The organism is Burkholderia sp. MSMB617WGS (assembly GCF_001532025.2).
Lineage (GTDB): Bacteria > Pseudomonadota > Gammaproteobacteria > Burkholderiales > Burkholderiaceae > Burkholderia > Burkholderia savannae.
The window spans coordinates 1545209-1562055 of record NZ_CP013457.1; the positions used below are offsets into that span (position 1 = coordinate 1545209).

Consider the following 16847-nt stretch of genomic DNA (forward strand, 5'->3'; position numbering starts at 1 on the left):
TAAAACCCATATACTTTTATTTCTCTGACGCGGGGTGGAGCAGTCTGGCAGCTCGTCGGGCTCATAACCCGAAGGTCGTAGGTTCAAATCCTACCCCCGCAACCAAATTCGGCGATGTCCCACGCGCAAGTGACCGATGCGCGAATCGCCAAGACAAAAACCCGGCTCTCGAGCCGGGTTTTTGTTTTTCCGCGTCCGGTTTTCTCCCGTTTTCGGCTTCATTCGACTTCGATCGGGCGGCGTGCTCGTCTCGTCCGGTCTTGACGGTTGCGCGAGCGACGCGTGCGCGCGATGCTTGGCATGCCTGTTTCTTCTCGCTCGATGCATATGCATCGAGCGACCGTCGTCGCGATCGCGGCGCGGCGCTTGCCGTGTGTTCGAACCGCTGCAGCCGGCGTTCCTGTTTCTTTTCGGGCGCTTGGCGTCACGCCCCGCCGCACAGTTGAAACACGCACTGTGTTTTTGTACAGTATCGGCACCTTGGACAAGCCGACGCCTTCCTCCGACACGTCTTCGCCGCCTTCGGGCGACGCGGCCCCGTTCGCGCGCAAGATCATTCATTGCGACTGCGACTGCTTCTACGCGTCGGTCGAGATGCGCGACGATCCGTCGCTGCGCGGCCGCCCGCTCGCGGTCGGCGGCCGCCCCGATCAGCGCGGCGTGATCGCGACCTGCAACTACGAGGCCCGCCGCTTCGGCGTGCATTCGGCGATGTCGTCGGCGCTTGCGATGCGCAAGTGTCCGGATCTCCTGATTCTGCCGTCCGCGATGGACAAGTACCGCGCGGCGTCGCGGCTCATCATGGCGATCTATCGCGACTACACGCCCGACGTCGAGCCGCTGTCGCTCGACGAGGCGTATCTCGACGTGAGCCGCGCGACGCGCTGTCACGGCAGCGGCACGCTGATCGCGCGCGAGATCCGCGAGCGCGTGCGCGACACGGTGGGCGTCACGGTGTCGGCGGGCGTCGCGCCGAACAAGTTCATCGCGAAAATCGCGTCCGACTGGAACAAGCCCGACGGGCTTTTCGTCGTGCGGCCGCACGAAGTCGACGCGTTCGTCGCCGCGCTGCCCGTGCGCAAGCTGCACGGCGTCGGCAAGGTGACGGCGGCGCGGCTCGACAAGCTCGGCATCCGCACCTGCGACGAGCTGCGCGGCTGGTCGCTGTTCGATCTGCATCACGAGTTCGGCGCGTTCGGCCGGCGGCTCTACGAGCTCGCGCGCGGCATCGACGAGCGGCCGGTGCGCGCGGACCAGGAGCGCAAGTCGGTGAGCGTCGAGACGACCTACGTCCAGGATCTCGCCACGCTCGACCAATGCGCGGCCGAGATCCGGCGGTTGACGGTGCTGCTCGATGCGCGGATCGAGCGGGCGGGCGCCGCGCGCTCGATCAGAAAGCTGTACGTGAAGATCCGCTTCGCGGATTTCCAGCGCACGACGGTCGAATGCGTCGCCGATGCGACCGATGCCGAGACCGCCGTCGCGCTGCTCGCGAAAGGGCTCGCGCGCCGCAAGCAGGCGGTGCGGCTGTTGGGCGTCGGCGTGCGGATCGACGAGGATACCGCCGAGCGGCACGGGCAGATCGCGCTGTTCGACGACGAGGACGAAAGTCTCGACGACGACGCGTCGCCCGAAGCGTGATCGAGCGGCCGGCGCTTGCCGTGTCGACGGGCGATAAAAAAAACGGCAACCCATGCCAGCGGGTTGCCGTCTTTTTGCGGATCGCGGATCGCGGATCGCGGATCGACGGAGCAGCGGTGGGGCGTCGCGTGCTCGGCCGATCGTCGGGCTCGAGCGCGCCGCGCCGGCGCGTGCGTTGCGTTACGCGCGCGCCGGCGCGGCGTCCGCCATGCCGCTGTGGCGCAGCAGCGCGTCGATGTTCGGCTCGCGGCCGCGGAACGCCTTGAACGAATCCATCGCCGCGCGGCTGCCGCCGACTTCGAGGATCTCGCGCCGGTAGCGCGCGCCCGTCGTCGCGTCGAGCACGCTGCCCGCCGAGCCGGCCGCTTCCTCGAACGCCGCATACGCGTCGGCGGACAGCACTTCGGCCCACTTGTAGCTGTAGTAGCCGGCCGCATAGCCGCCCGCGAAGATGTGGCTGAACGTGTTCGGCCAGCGCGAGAACGGCGCTTGCGGGATCACGTGGAAGCGCTCGTTGATCTCGCGCGCGAAATCGTTGACGCTCGCATTGTCCGCCGTGGGATCGAAGTCGACGTGCAGCAGCATGTCGAACATCGAGAACACGATCTGGCGCAGCGTGCCGAGGCCGCTCTGGAAGTTCTTCGCGGCGAGCATCTTGTCGAACAGCGCGCGCGGCAGCGGCTCGCCGGTGTCGACGTGCGACGACATCGACGACAGCACGTCCCACTCCCAGCAGAAGTTCTCCATGAACTGCGACGGCAGCTCGACCGCATCCCATTCGACGCCGTTGATGCCCGATACGCCGATCTCGTCGACGCGCGTGAGCATGTGATGCAGCCCGTGGCCGAACTCGTGGAACAGCGTGATCACTTCGTCGTGCGTGAAGCACGCGGGCTTGCCGCCGATCGGCGCCGAAAAGTTGCACGTCAGATAGGCGACGGGCGTCTGCACGCTGCCGTCGCCGCGCTTCGCGCGCGAGCGCGCGTCGTCCATCCACGCGCCGCCGCGCTTGCCCTCGCGCGCGTAGAGGTCGAGATAGAACTGCGCGACGAGCGAGCCGTCGCGATTCTCGACGCGGAAAAAGCGCACGTCCTCATGCCAGACGGGCGCTTCGTCGCGCGCGATCTTCACGCCGAACAGCGTCTCGGCGACGGTGAAGAGGCCCTTCAGCACCGCGGGCTCGGGGAAATACTGCTTCACCTCGTTCTCGGAGAACGCGTAGCGCTGCTCGCGCAGCTTCTCGGCCGCGTACGCGACGTCCCACGGCTCGAGCGCCGCGAGGCCGAGCTCGCTCGACGCGAACGCGCGCAGCTCGTCCCAGTCCTTCTCGGCGAACGGGCGCGCGCGCTTCGCGAGATCCTCGAGGAACGCGATCACCTGTTGCGGCGATTCCGCCATTTTCGGCGCGAGCGACACCTCGGCGAAGTCGTGATAGCCGAGCATCTGCGCTTCCTCGCGGCGCAGCGCGAGCTGGTCGGCGACGATCGTCGTGTTGTCCCAGTCGGCCTTGCCGTCGCCGTATTGCGGGCCGAGCTCGGACGCGCGCGTCACGTAGGCGCGGTACATCGCCTCGCGCATCGCGCGGTTCCGAGCGTATTGCAGCACCGGGAAATACGACGGGAAGTGCAGCGTGAATTTCCAGCCGGCCTTCTCTTCCTTCTGCGCGGCCTCGCGTGCGGCCGCGATCGCATCGGCGGGCAGGCCGGCGAGCTCGTCCTCGCCCTGCGCGAAGTATGCGTAGCCGTTCGTCGCGTCGAGCACGTGATCGGAGAACGATTTCGACAGCGCCGCCTGCTGCTCCTGCAGCTCCGCGAAGCGCGGCTTCTGGTCCTCGGGCAGTTCGGCGCCCGACAGGCGGAAGTCGCGCAGCGCGTTGTCGAGGATCTTCTTGCGCTCGACGGACAGCGTCGGATATTCGGCGCTCGCGGCGATCGCCTTGTACTTCTCGTAGAGCGCGAGATTCTGGCCGACGCTCGACCAGAATTCGGTCACGCGCGGCAGGTTCTCGCCGTAGACGGCGCGCAGCTCGGGCGTGTCGGCGACCGCGTTCAGGTGGCCGACGACACCCCACGCGCGGCCGAGCGGCTCGGTCGCATGCTCGATGATCTCGACGACGGCCGCCCAGGTCGCGGGCGTGTCGGGCCGCGCGGCGCGCTCGACGGCGTCGTTCGCGTTCGCGAGCAGCGTGTCGAGCGCGGGCGTCGCGTGCTCGGGGCGAATTTCGCCGAAGCGGGGGAGGCCTGAGAAATCGAGAAGCGGGTTGGCGTTTGCGCTGACGGACATAGTGCTCCCTGGCGGTTTCGGTTTCGGGTTAGGCGAATGACGGCGGCGCACGGCACCGATCGTCGCTTCATGTCGACATTATTGGGGCGCATCGCGCGCTTTCCAATCGATAGTTTCTAACGAAGCGATTGGGGCGGGAACGCCGGGCGCCGATGGGTGACCGAGCGTACGCAGCGGGGAAAGCCGGACGGCGCACGCGGGCGGCGCGTCGAAGCGGGCGTGCGCAAGGCCGTTCGATTCGCGCAGGCGGCGCGGGTGCGGCATGCGTGCGGTGAGGGCGGCGAGGGCGGAGGGGGTGGCGCGCGAGATCCGCCATTGCGCCTCTTCTTCGGGCCGTCGGTCGCCCGCGCGGCGCGCCTTGCTCGGGGTGCCCCGCGAGACGAGGGCCGCCGCATGCGTGGCGGCACTGGGGGCGCGGCCATGGCGTACCGCGCGGCGGCGAACGCTTGGCGGGGCTCAGAGGCGATGGCAGGTTGCGGGCGCCGACGGCGTTCCGGCGCTGGTGCATGGCGCGACCGGCGTCGCGCGGCGGCCATTGGCTACCAGCGGGCGCACCGTGGGCCAACGGCAGTCATCGCTCGCCATCGCCCGCCGATCGCTACTGCGCCGCCGCATCGCCCGGCACGGGCCACGGGCGGGTGCCGGCGAGCCGTCCGCGCACGGGAATCGCCGATCGAAGCGGCTCGGCGCGTGCGCCGCGAGGTTCCCGGCGCCGTTCGCCGTCAGGCCGCCGCGGCGGCGCGCTCGGCGGCTTCGATCGTATTGATGAGCAGCATCGTGATCGTCATCGGGCCGACACCGCCCGGCACGGGCGTGATGTGGCCCGCGACTTGCGAGACGCCCGCGAAGTCGACGTCGCCGCACAGCTTGCCTTCGTCGTTGCGGTTCATCCCGACGTCGATCACGGTCGCGCCCGGCTTCACCATGTCGGCCGTCAGCACGTTGCGCTTGCCGACCGCCGCGACGACGACGTCCGCCGCGCGCGTATGCGCGGCGAGGTCGCGCGTCTTGCTGTGGCAGATCGTGACGGTCGCGCCCGCTTCGAGCAGCAGCAGCGCCATCGGCTTGCCGACGATGTTCGAGCGGCCGATCACGACCGCGTTCGCGCCTTGCAGCGGGATCTTGTACGCGTCGAACATCTTCATCACGCCGTACGGCGTGCACGGGCGGAAGAGCGGCTTGCCCGTCATCAGCGCGCCCGCGTTCGCGACGTGAAAGCCGTCGACGTCCTTCTCGGGCGCGATCGCCTCGATCACCTTGTGGCTGTCGATGTGCGCGGGCAGCGGCAATTGCACGAGAATGCCGTGGATCTTCGGATCGCGGTTCAGCTCGTCGATGCGCGCGAGGAGCTCGGGCTCGGAGAGCGTCGCCGGATAGCGGTCCTTCAGCGAGAAGAAGCCGTTGTCCTCGCACGCCTTGATCTTGTTGCGCACGTAGACTTCGCTCGCCGGGCTGTCGCCGACGAGGATCACCGCGAGGCCCGGCCGGTGGCCGCGCGCGGCGAGCGCGGCGGCGCGCTCGGCCGCTTGCGCGCGCAGGGTCTTCGAAAGGGCGTTGCCGTCGATCAGGGTGGCTGTCATGGTGGGAATCTGCTTGACAAGGTTGGAGATGCGGGCGTGCGGCGCCAGGTTGCGCTGCAGCGAAGCATCGAATTATACCGCCCGCCTGCCGTCACCCGACATCGATTGAGTCGAATCGCGCCGCGCGCGGCGCGCGAGACGAATGGAAAACGGGGCGCGGCGCAACGGAGGATGGGGGGAGCGGGAGCGCAAACCGGTTGGGGCGGGCGGAATGCCGCGCCGCAAAAGAACGCGCTCGCCCGGCGCGCGCCGGGCGGCGGAGGGGGAGAGAAGCGCTTACGCCTGCTTCTTCGACAGCGCGAGCCGCAGCAGATCGGCGACCGTGTTGACGTTGAGCTTTTCCATGATGTTCGCGCGGTGCGCCTCGACCGTCTTGATGCTGATGCCGAGATCGTCGGCGATCTGCTTGTTCAGGCGGCCGGCGATGATCCGCTCGAGCACCTGCTGCTCGCGCGCGGTCAGCTTCGACAGGCGCTCGCTCGCCGCGCGCTGCTCCTGGACGCTCTTGATTTCGCTTCTCGCCTTGTCGAGCATGCGCTCGACGAGCTTGCGCAGCTCGGCTTCGTCGAACGGCTTTTCGATGAAGTCCATCGCGCCTTTCTTCATCGTCGACACGGCCATCGGCACGTCGCCGTGGCCGGTCACGAAGATGATGGGGAGCGCCGCGTTCTCGGCGATCAGACGTTCCTGCAACTCGAGGCCGCTCATCCCGGACATCCGCACGTCGAGGATCAGGCACGCGATCTGTCCCGCCTGCTGCGCGGGCTGGTAGGCATCGAGGAACTGCTCGGCGCTCGAGAAGCATTGCACGCGATAGCCGTTTGCCTCCAGCAGCCAGCGCAGCGAATCGCGCACGGCCTCGTCGTCGTCGACGACAAAGACGGTTTCCTGAGAGGTGGTGACAGGGCTATTCATATCTCTCCCGTTACGGTTTGTGATGGCGATGTCTCGGATCGGTGACCGAGATCCTCCGGTTCCCCAATGGGCAGGCTGCAGTGGAACGTCGCGCCCGACACGAAGCCGTCCGGCTCGACGTTGTTGACCACCCACAGACGCCCGCGATGCGATTCGATGATCGAGCGGCAGATATTGAGCCCCATGCCCATCCCGTCCGATTTGGTGCTGTAGAACGGTTCGAACAGGCGTTCGGCCGTCGCCTCGTCGACGCCCGGACCCTGGTCGATCACGCGGATGTCGACGAAGCCCGATTCGAGGTCGGCGACGACGCGGATCACGCCGTTTTCCGCCTGCGGCCGCGCCTCCTGCATCGCCTCGGCCGCGTTCTTCATCAGGTTCACGAGCACCTGCTCGATCAACACGGGGTCGACATAAATAATAGGCATTCTTGCGCGGATTTCGGTGACGATCCGAATCCGGCGCTTTCTCGCCTCGATTTCGGCGAGGCCGACCGCGTCGGCGACGATGTCGGCGACCCGCGACGGCTGCCGCTTCGGCTCGCTGCGCTTGACGAACTCGCGGATTCGCTTGACGATCATCCCGGCCCGCAGCGCCTGCTGCGCGGTTTTCTCGAGCGCGGGCGACAGCGTTTCAGGCGACGCGCGGCCGCTCTTCACGAGCGCGAGCGTGCCCGAGCAGTAGTTGTTGATCGCGGCGAGCGGCTGGTTCAGCTCGTGCGCGATCGACGACGCCATCTCGCCCATCGTCATCAGCCGGCTCGTGAACTGCAGCTTCTCCTCCTGCTGGTGCGCGAGCTCCTGCGCCTTCTTGCGCGTGGTGATGTCGGTCGCGATCTGCATCTGCGCGAGGTGGCCGTCGACCCACTGGATGTACTGGCGGCGCACTTCGAACCACTTCTGGATGCTCTCGACGTACACCTCTTGCGCGTCCGCCGTGCTCTCGGTGAGCGCGGCGGCGGGCAGGCCCGCGTACGCGTCGACCATGTCGATCGAGTCCGACGACGCCTGCGCGCTGTCGAAGCCGCCGCCCGACAGCTCGAGATGGCCGTCCGGACGGATGCCGAACAGATGGCGGTAATAGCGGTTCGCGAACAGGAGCTCCGCTTCGTCCGCGGCGAGCACGGACACGGCCGCGTCGAGGCTCTCGAGCACCGTCGTGAAGCGCTCGTGCGCGGCGGCGAGCTCCTCGCGCGCGCGTTTCGGCTCGGTGATGTCGGTCATCGACGACATCCAGCCCGTCTGGCGGCCGGAACTGTCGATGAGCGGCGACACGTAGAGGCGCGCGTGGAACAGCGATCCGTCCTTGCGCCGCACGCGCAGCTCGAAGCCGGAGCTCGGCGCCTTGCCGCGCAGCGTCATGTCGAGCTGGCGCTGCATTTCCGGATACGCGTCACGCGGCCAGTAAGGGAACGGCGCGGTCTTGCCGACGAGGTCGCTCTCGTCCCAGCCCGTCATCCGGCAGAACGCCGGGTTCACGTGAGTGATGCGGCCGTGCATGTCGAGCACGCGCATGCCGATCAGCACGGAATTCTCCATCGCGCGGCGGAAGAACGCCTCCGCGTACAGCGCCTGCTGCGCCTCGAAGCGCTGGCGCGTGTGCTTCCACAGGCTCCAGAGGCTCCACAGCACGAAGCACGACAGGCCGGCGACGAGCCACACGAGCGTGTTGTTGGTCAGGTTCGTCGTCTGCGGGTACGCGTAGACGCGCACCGTGAGGCCCTGGCCGGGCGGATCGAGCGGCAGGTCGTAGTGCGCGTCGCGCGGCAGCCGCGGGCGCGACGACGTCGACGCGAGCTCGCGGTTGTTCGCGTCGGTGATCGAGATCTTGTACTTCGCGGACAGCTCGGGCGGGATGTCGTGCTTCAGTATCCCTTCGACGGAGAACACCGCGGCGATCGAGCCGAGGTATTCGCGCTCGCGGATCACGGGCGTCTGCAGCGTCAGATAGCCGTTGCCGAAGTCGTCGTAGACGAGCGGCGAATACGATTGCCGGCGCGTGCTGCGCGCCTCGCCGTACGCGCCGCGCACGACTTCGTCCATCTGCGCGTCGTTCGGCTTCGCGAGCCGCTGGCCGAGTACCGGCAGTTGCATCGTCGGCCATCGTTTCGTGCCGGGCGCCGTGTACCAGTTCAGATAGAGGATCTCGGGATGCGCCTGCATCACGTCGCCGACCGTGGACTGGAACGCGTGCTCGTCGACGCGGCCCGCGGCGATGTCGCGCGCGAACGCCTGAAGCTGCTCCTGCGCGCCCGTCATCGACAGCCGGATCTGCTGCTGGGCCCACGCGACGTTGCGAAACAGCGTGTCTTCCTGCTGCTGCTCCTCGCGGCGGTTGAGGCTCCACAGAATGAGGCTCATCACCACGAGAAAGACCAGGATCGACAGGAGGGGGGTCAGCAGGTAAGAGTTGGACCACCACGGTCCGTGGTGCCAGCGGGACGGCTGCGACTCCGCCGGCGAGCCCGACGGTCGCGCCGAGCGTGCGAAAAGCCGATCGGTCAACATGGCAGGATTGTAGCTCAGCGCGCCATGCGCAAAAGGCGTACAAGAGAGGTTGAACCGAAAGCGGAATCATCGATGCATGATCAACCGCACACGCCGATCGGATGGGTGCGGCGCAGCAATATTTCGTATTGCGGGAAATGATCTCATAATTCGAAAATTTTGTTGCGCGCTGCGTGTGACGCTCTTTACAATCCGCGGGAGCTTGTTGCAGCCGGCGGCATGCGTCGTCGCGCGAAGGCCATCTTCATATTCCAGGACACCCAGGAGACGAGAATGTCCGCTGTACCTAATGAAGTGATGAAGTACGTTGCGGCCGAACGCGACGACGACGCGCAGGAAACCGTCGAATGGCTCGAAGCGCTCGACGGCGTGATTTCCTCCGTCGGCCCCGGCCGCGCGCACTACCTGATCGAAAAGCAGATCGAATTCGCGCGGATGCACGGCGAGCACCTGCCCTTCTCCGCGAACACCCCGTACATCAACACGATTCCCGTCGAAGCCCAGGCGAAGATTCCGGGCGACCAGGACATCGAGCACCGGATTCGCTCGTACACGCGCTGGAACGCGATCGCGATGGTGCTGCGCGCGGGCAAGGACACGAACGTCGGCGGCCACATCGCGTCGTTCGCGTCGGCCGCCACGCTCTACGACGTCGGCTACAACCACTTCTGGCACGCGCCGTCCGCCGAGCACGGCGGCGATCTCGTGTTCGTGCAGGGCCACTCGTCGCCCGGCGTGTACTCGCGCGCGTTCCTGCTCGGCCGCCTGACCGAGAACCAGCTCGACAACTTCCGCCAGGAAGTGGGCGGCAACGGCATCTCGTCGTATCCGCACCCGTGGCTGATGCCGGACTTCTGGCAGTTCCCGACCGTGTCGATGGGCCTCGGCCCGATCATGGCGATCTATCAGGCGCGCTTCATGAAATACATCGAAGCGCGCGGCATCGCGAAGACGCAGGGCCGCAAGGTGTGGGCGTTCCTCGGCGACGGCGAGACGGACGAGCCGGAATCGCTCGGCGCGATCGGCATGGCGAGCCGCGAGAAGCTCGACAACCTCGTGTTCGTGATCAACTGCAACCTGCAGCGTCTCGACGGCCCGGTGCGCGGCAACGGCAAGATCATCCAGGAGCTGGAATCGGAATTCCGCGGCGCGGGCTGGAACGTGATCAAGGTGATCTGGGGCAGCCGCTGGGATGCGCTGTTCGCGCGCGACAAGACGGGCGCGCTGATGCGCCGCATGATGGAAGTCGTCGACGGCGAGTATCAGACGTACAAGTCGGAGTCGGGCGCGTACGTGCGCGAGCACTTCTTCAACACGCCGGAGCTCAAGGCGCTCGTCGCCGACTGGTCCGACGACGACATCTGGAACCTGAACCGCGGCGGCCACGATCCGCACAAGATCTACGCGGCGTTCCACGAGGCGAGCAACTCGAAGGGCGCGCCGACCGTGATCCTCGCGAAGACCATCAAGGGCTACGGGATGGGCGAGTCGGGCCAGGCGATGAACATCACGCACCAGCAGAAGAAGCTGCCCGTCGAGCAACTGAAGAAGTTCCGCGACCAGTTCCGCCTGCCGATCACCGACGAGCAGATCGCCGACGTGCCGTACGTGAAATTCGAGGAAGGCTCGAAGGAGCTCGAATACATGCGCAAGCAGCGCATGGACCTCGGCGGCTACCTGCCGCAGCGCCGCGAGAAGGCGCAGTCGCTGCCGGTGCCGGCGCTCGAAGCGTTCGAGCCGCTCCTGAAGGGCACGGGCGAAGGCCGCGAGATCTCGACGACGATGGCGTTCGTGCGGATCTTGAACATCCTGTTGAAGGACAAGACGCTCGGCAAGCGCGTCGTGCCGATCGTGCCGGACGAGTCGCGCACGTTCGGCATGGAGGGCCTGTTCCGCCAGATCGGCATCTGGAACCAGGAAGGCCAGAAGTACGTGCCGGAGGATTCCGACCAGCTGATGTTCTACAAGGAATCGGAAACCGGCCAGATCCTGCAGGAAGGCATCAACGAAGCGGGCGGCATGTGCGACTGGATCGCGGCGGCGACGTCGTACTCGACGCACGGCGAGATCATGGTGCCGTTCTACATCTTCTATTCGATGTTCGGCTTCCAGCGGATCGGCGATCTGGCATGGGCGGCGGGCGACATGCGCTCGCGCGGCTTCCTGCTCGGCGGCACGGCGGGCCGCACGACGCTCAACGGCGAAGGCCTGCAGCACGAGGACGGCCATTCGCTGCTGTGGGCCGCATCGGTGCCGAACTGCGTGAGCTACGATCCGACGTTCGGCTACGAGCTCGCCGTCATCATGCAGGACGGCCTGCGCCGGATGGTGCAGGAGCAGGAGGACGTCTACTACTACGTCACCGTGATGAACGAGAACTACGAGCACCCGGCGATTCCGCAGGGCGAGCACGTGGCGGCCGACATCATCAAGGGCATGTACTCGTTCAAGAAAGCCGACGCCGATCAGAAGGCGCCGCGCGTTCAACTGCTCGGCGCGGGCACGATCTTCAACGAAGTGATCGCCGCCGCGGATCTGCTGAAGAACGACTGGGGCGTCGCGGCCGATCTGTGGAGCGTGCCGAGCTTCACCGAGCTCGCCCGTGAAGGCCACGAAGTCGAGCGCTGGAACCTGCTGCATCCGGCCGAGGAGCGCCGCCTGTCGCACGTGCAGAAGTGCCTGAAGGACGCGCAGGGCCCGGTGATCGCGTCGACCGACTACGTGCGCGCGCTCGCCGACCAGATTCGCGGCCAGGTCGATCGCCGCTACGTCGTGCTCGGCACCGACGGCTTCGGCCGCTCGGACACGCGCAAGGCGCTGCGCCATTTCTTCGAAGTGGACCGCTACTGGGTCACGGTCGCGGCGCTCAACGCGCTCGCCGACGAAGGCGCGATCGACCGCAAGGTCGTGGCGGACGCCATTGCGAAGTACGAGCTCGACCCGGCCAAACCCAACCCGATGACGGTTTAACGCACGCGCCGCGTGACGCCGCGCGCCCGTTTCCGCTTTCGTCGACGAGGGCGGGGCGGGCGGCGCGGCTCCGCCTTGCATGGGATCAGAGTCGGCCGCCCGCGCGGCGACGCTGATCGACAGGAGACTGAAACAGATGAGTCAAGCGATCGAAGTCAAGGTGCCGGATATCGGCGATTACAAGGACGTGCCCGTCATCGAAGTGCTCGTGAAGCCGGGCGATGCGGTCGAGGCCGAGCAGTCGCTCGTCACGCTCGAGTCCGACAAGGCGACGATGGACGTGCCGAGCCCCGTCGGCGGCACGGTCAAGGAAGTGAAGGTCAAGGTCGGCGACGCGGTGTCGCAGGGCTCGCTGATCGTGCTGCTCGACGGCGCGCAAGCGGCCGCGAAGCCCGCGCAGGCGAACGGCGCCGCGGCGCCCATCCCGCAGCCGGCGCCCGCCGCTGCCGCGGCGGCGCCCGCGCCGGCCGCCGGCGGCGGCGGCACGGTCGACGTGAAAGTGCCGGACATCGGCGACTACAAGGACGTGCCCGTCATCGAGATATCGGTGAAGGTCGGCGATACGGTCGAGGCCGAGCAGTCGCTCGTCACGCTCGAATCGGACAAGGCGACGATGGACGTGCCGAGCCCGACCGCGGGCGTCGTCAAGGCCATCAAGGTGAAGGTGGGCGATGCGGTGTCGAAGGGCTCGCTGATCGTCGTGCTCGAAGCGGCGGGCGGCGCGGCCGCGCCGCAGGCGGCGCACGCTCAGGCGGCGCCGGCGCCTGCTCAGGCGGCTTCCGCGCCTGCACCCGCCGCCGCACCCGCGCCGCGAGCGGCGCCCGCCGCCGCGCTCGCGCCTGCCGCGAGCGGCGAGTATCGCGCGAGCCACGCGTCGCCGTCGGTGCGCAAGTTCGCGCGCGAGCTCGGCGTCGACGTGTCGCGCGTGCAGGGCACGGGCCCGAAGGCCCGCATCACGAAGGAAGACGTCACCGCGTTCGTGAAGGGCGTGATGACGGGCCAACGCGCGGCGCCCGCAGCGGCAGCCGCGCCGGCGGGCGGCGGCGAGCTGAACCTGCTGCCGTGGCCGAAGGTCGATTTCACGAAGTTCGGCCCGATCGAGGCGAAGCCGCTGTCGCGCATCAAGAAGATCTCGGGCGCGAACCTGCATCGCAACTGGGTGATGATCCCGCACGTCACGAACAACGACGAAGCGGACATCACCGAGCTCGAGGCGCTGCGCGTGCAACTGAACAAGGAGCACGAGAAGGCGGGCGTGAAGTTCACGATGCTTGCGTTCGTGATCAAGGCGGTCGTCTCGGCGCTGAAGAAGTTCCCGACGTTCAATGCGAGCCTCGACGGCGACAACCTCGTCTTCAAGCAGTACTACCACGTCGGTTTCGCCGCCGACACGCCGAATGGCCTCGTCGTGCCGGTGATTCGCGACGCGGACAAGAAGGGCCTCGTCGACATTGCGAAGGAAATGAGCGAACTGTCGAAGGCGGCGCGCGAGGGCAAGCTGAAGCCGGACCAGATGCAGGGCGGCTGCTTCTCGATCTCGTCGCTGGGCGGCATCGGCGGCACGCATTTCACGCCGATCATCAACGCGCCGGAGGTGGCGATCCTCGGCCTGTCGCGCAGCGCAACGAAGCCCGTGTGGGACGGCAAGCAGTTCGTGCCGCGCCTCACGCTGCCGATGTCGCTGTCGTACGACCATCGCGTGATCGACGGCGCGGAAGCCGCGCGGTTCAATGCGTATCTCGGCGCGATTCTCGGCGACTTCCGTCGCGTGATTCTTTGATGAGCGGGGAGGCTCGCGGGGGCGTGGGTTTTTTGTCGGTTATCCACGTTTCATCGTTGAACTTGCTTTCCTAACGGTCTGCTGGCGTCGCTCCTGCGCGGGGCGGCGGTTACTTTTCTTTGTCTTCCAAGGAAAAGTAACCAAAAGAAAGGCGCGTCCTTGGGCGGACGGCAAAGGTGGTCCTGCCCATGCTCCCGTTCTCCAGTCAGGCCGTAGTTCAGGTTCAATTCGCGAGTTTTCCCTCCGTCTGTCAGCAGTTAATCAAGAAGGGGACGGTACATGAGTCTCATCGAAGTCAAGGTTCCGGATATCGGCGATTTCACCGGCGTCGACGTCATCGAAGTCAACGTCCAGCCCGGCGACGTGATCGAAAAGGAGCAGACGCTCCTCACGCTCGAATCGGACAAGGCGTCCATGGAAGTGCCGAGCGACGTCGCCGGCACCGTGAAGGAAATCAAGATCAAGCCGGGCGACAAAGTCTCGCGAGGCACGGTGATCGCGCTCGTCGAGGCGTCGGCCGAGGCCGCGCCGGCCAAGCCCGCCGAACCGGCGAAGCCGGCAGCAGCCGCAGCCGCACCGGCGAGCGCGCCCGCGCCGCAAGCCGGCAGCTTCGGCGGCGCCGCCGACGTCGAGTGCGACATGCTCGTGCTCGGCGCCGGCCCCGGCGGCTATTCGGCCGCGTTCCGCTCGGCCGATCTCGGCATGAAGACGGTGCTCGTCGAGCGCTATTCGACGCTCGGCGGCGTGTGTCTGAACGTCGGCTGCATTCCGTCGAAGGCGCTGCTGCACACCGCGCTCGTCGTCGAGGAGGCGCAGGCGCTCGCCGCGCACGGCATTTCGTTCGGCAAGCCGCAAGTCGATCTCGACAAGCTGCGCGACTTCAAGGGCGGCGTGGTCAAGAAGCTGACGACGGGTCTCGCCGGCATGGCGAAGGCGCGCAAGGTCGACGTGGTGACGGGCGTCGGCGCGTTCGTCGATCCGCACCACATCGAAGTGCAGACGGACGGCGGCAAGAAGATCGTCAAGTTCAAGCAGGCGATCATCGCGGCGGGCTCGCAGGCCGTGAAGCTGCCGTTCATGCCGGAGGACCCGCGCGTCGTCGATTCGACGGGCGCGCTCGAACTGCGCCAGTTGCCGAAGCGCATGCTCGTGATCGGCGGCGGCATCATCGGCCTCGAAATGGCGACGGTGTATTCGACGCTCGGCGCCGAGATCGACGTCGTCGAAATGATGGACGGCCTGATGATGGGCGCGGACCGCGATCTCGTGAAAGTCTGGGAGAAGTACAACGCGAAGCGCTTCGGCAACGTGATGCTGAAGACCAAGACGGTCGGCGCGCAAGCGAAGGACGACGGCATCTACGTGACGTTCGAGGGCGAGAAGGCGCCGGCGGAGCCGCAGCGCTACGACCTCGTGCTGGTCGCGGTCGGCCGCAGCCCGAACGGCAAGAAGATCGGCGCCGACAAGGCAGGCGTTGCGGTGACGGATCGGGGCTTCATCGACGTCGACACGCAGATGCGCACGAACGTCCCGCACATCTTCGCGATCGGCGACATCGTCGGCCAGCCGATGCTCGCGCACAAGGCGGTGCATGAAGGCCACGTGGCGGCGGAAGCCGCGCACGGCGAGAAGGCGTACTTCGACGCGCTGCAGATTCCGTCGGTGGCCTATACCGATCCGGAAGTCGCGTGGGCGGGCAAGACGGAAGATCAGTGCAAGGCCGAAGGCATCAAGTACGGCAAGGCCGTGTTCCCGTGGGCCGCGTCGGGCCGCGCGATCGCGAACGGCCGCGACGAGGGCTTCACGAAGCTGATCTTCGATGAGGAAACCCACCGCGTGATCGGCGGCGGCATCGTCGGCCTGAACGCGGGCGACCTCATCAGCGAAGTGTGTCTCGCGGTGGAGATGGGCGCGGACGCGGAAGACATCGGCAAGACGATCCATCCGCACCCGACGCTCGGCGAATCGGTCGGCATGGCGGCCGAGCTGTACGAAGGCGTCTGCACGGACTTGCCGCCGCAGCGCAAGAAGTAAGCGGCGCGGCCGTCACGCAGCGGCCGCACGAAGAAACGGCGCCTCCCCCAGCAAGGGGAGGCGCCGTTTCATTTTGCGGGGGCGCACAAGACGCCCGGCGCGGCGGACATTCTCGGCCGAGAAAAAAGCCGCGCAGATGCGCGGCTTTCCCCAAACGAGCAGATGATGCCGCCGGCGCTTACGCGGTCTTGCCGCCGGTGGTGCTGCGGCGCGACGCGGCGGCCGCGGTATTCGCCGCCTTCGTGGCGACGGCAGCGGCGGCGTTGAAGTTCGTTTCGGCGATTTCGACCGCTTGCTTCGCGGCCTTCTGCACCGTTTCGTACGTCGTGTTCGCGGCGTTGATCGCCGACTTCAGCGCGGCGACGGCGGTTTCCGAGCCGGCCGGCGCGTTCTTCGCGACGTTGTCGACGAGCGCTTGCACCTTGCGGTTCTGTTCTTCGTACTGCGCCTCAGCGACCTTCGCGAATTCGGCTTGCGTGGCCGACGCGATTTCGTACACGTGGCGGCCGTACGCGAGCACCTTCTCGGCGATCGGCTGCGTGAGGCTCGCCTGCAGCGCGAGCAGTTCCTGCGCGTCCTTCACGGACAGCGCGCGCTGCACGTTTTCCTGACTTTCAGCGAGCGTCGACTTCACCACTTGCAGATTGAGTTCGATCAGCTTTTCGACGCCTTCGAACGCCTTCGTCGTGAGGCCGAAGAGGCTTTCGATGTTGGCTTTCTGGGCAGCGGCGATTTGCTCGGGGGTCAGCAAAGACATGTTCATGCTCCTGAAGTTCGATCGGGGATCGTGAAGGAAAAGGGCACAACTTTGGGGAACAGATACCTGAAACTGCTTTGTGCAACGCAACAATGGATTCTATTTTAGGGCGCCAGAATTGAATGTCAAGTACTTTTGGTGCATTGCACAAACCTGACAATTTCTAGACAAAACAATAGTTTGCAATGTCTCGGTGGGATCGGTTTCAGCGTGTGTCCCGAGCCGGGTCGGAGGCCCGCCGCACGCACGAGAGTGCACCATCGCGACGCGAGTAAACCGATCGGAGTGACGGAACGTTTAACATTCTGGCATGTCGAAGCGGTCGCTGTTTTCGGCACGGCGGCGGGCGTCAACGCCCGCCGCCGTGCCTATCGGCGGGT

10 protein-coding genes and 1 tRNA gene are annotated in these 16847 nt (G+C 66.7%); 6 read left to right on the top strand and 5 right to left on the bottom strand.

Features of this window, described 5'->3' with window-relative positions; all coding sequences use genetic code 11:
• Positions 1 to 28: 28 nt before the first annotated feature.
• Positions 29 to 105, top strand: a tRNA-Met gene (locus WT60_RS07705).
• Between the two features lie 375 nt (positions 106 to 480).
• On the top strand, positions 481 to 1641 hold the full coding sequence (dinB, locus tag WT60_RS07710; protein WP_081989593.1) for a DNA polymerase IV: 1161 nt from the start codon (positions 481 to 483) through the stop codon (positions 1639 to 1641).
• Positions 1642 to 1821: 180 nt separating this feature from the next.
• Here dinB and WT60_RS07715 read toward each other — a convergent pair whose 3' ends face one another.
• The 4 genes from WT60_RS07715 to fixL all read right to left on the bottom strand — a co-directional run bounded on the left by WT60_RS07715 (position 1822) and on the right by fixL (position 8926).
• Entirely contained in the window at positions 1822 to 3924 is a 2103-nt protein-coding gene (locus WT60_RS07715; RefSeq protein ID WP_059577155.1) for a M3 family metallopeptidase, read from the bottom strand.
• A gap of 722 nt (positions 3925 to 4646) precedes the next feature.
• On the bottom strand, positions 4647 to 5504 hold the full coding sequence (folD, locus tag WT60_RS07720; RefSeq protein WP_059648322.1) for a bifunctional methylenetetrahydrofolate dehydrogenase/methenyltetrahydrofolate cyclohydrolase FolD: 858 nt from the start codon (positions 5502 to 5504) through the stop codon (positions 4647 to 4649).
• 276 nt (positions 5505 to 5780) lie between these two features.
• On the bottom strand, positions 5781 to 6419 hold the full coding sequence (gene fixJ / locus WT60_RS07725) for an oxygen response regulator transcription factor FixJ (protein ID WP_038748804.1): 639 nt from the start codon (positions 6417 to 6419) through the stop codon (positions 5781 to 5783).
• Complete coding sequence (gene fixL / locus WT60_RS07730) at positions 6416 to 8926, bottom strand: oxygen sensor histidine kinase FixL (RefSeq protein ID WP_038748806.1); 2511 nt, start codon at positions 8924 to 8926, stop codon at positions 6416 to 6418. Before fixL ends, fixJ begins: the two co-directional genes overlap by 4 nt.
• On the opposite strand from fixL, the gene WT60_RS35675 reads away from it, so the two are divergent.
• The 4 genes from WT60_RS35675 (at position 8846) to lpdA (ending at position 15710) form a co-directional block, all read left to right on the top strand.
• A complete protein-coding gene (locus WT60_RS35675) occupies positions 8846 to 9067 on the top strand; it encodes a hypothetical protein (RefSeq protein ID WP_082754616.1) in 222 nt (73 codons plus the stop codon). The two genes, fixL and WT60_RS35675, sit on opposite strands and share 81 nt — an antisense overlap.
• A gap of 132 nt (positions 9068 to 9199) precedes the next feature.
• Positions 9200 to 11896, top strand: coding sequence for a pyruvate dehydrogenase (acetyl-transferring), homodimeric type (gene aceE / locus WT60_RS07740; protein ID WP_038748808.1), 2697 nt, complete (start codon positions 9200 to 9202; stop codon positions 11894 to 11896).
• A gap of 136 nt (positions 11897 to 12032) precedes the next feature.
• A complete protein-coding gene (gene aceF / locus WT60_RS07745) occupies positions 12033 to 13676 on the top strand; it encodes a dihydrolipoyllysine-residue acetyltransferase (protein WP_038748810.1) in 1644 nt (547 codons plus the stop codon).
• A 279-nt stretch (positions 13677 to 13955) separates the two neighbouring features.
• Positions 13956 to 15710 carry a dihydrolipoyl dehydrogenase gene (gene lpdA / locus WT60_RS07750; RefSeq protein WP_059577161.1) on the top strand — a complete coding sequence of 585 codons (1755 nt, stop codon included), beginning with the start codon at positions 13956 to 13958 and terminating at the stop codon, positions 15708 to 15710.
• 178 nt (positions 15711 to 15888) lie between these two features.
• Here the strand turns inward: lpdA and WT60_RS07755 are convergent, their stop codons facing one another.
• Positions 15889 to 16467, bottom strand: coding sequence for a phasin family protein (locus WT60_RS07755; RefSeq protein WP_038748848.1), 579 nt, complete (start codon positions 16465 to 16467; stop codon positions 15889 to 15891).
• Positions 16468 to 16847: the final 380 nt, after the last annotated feature.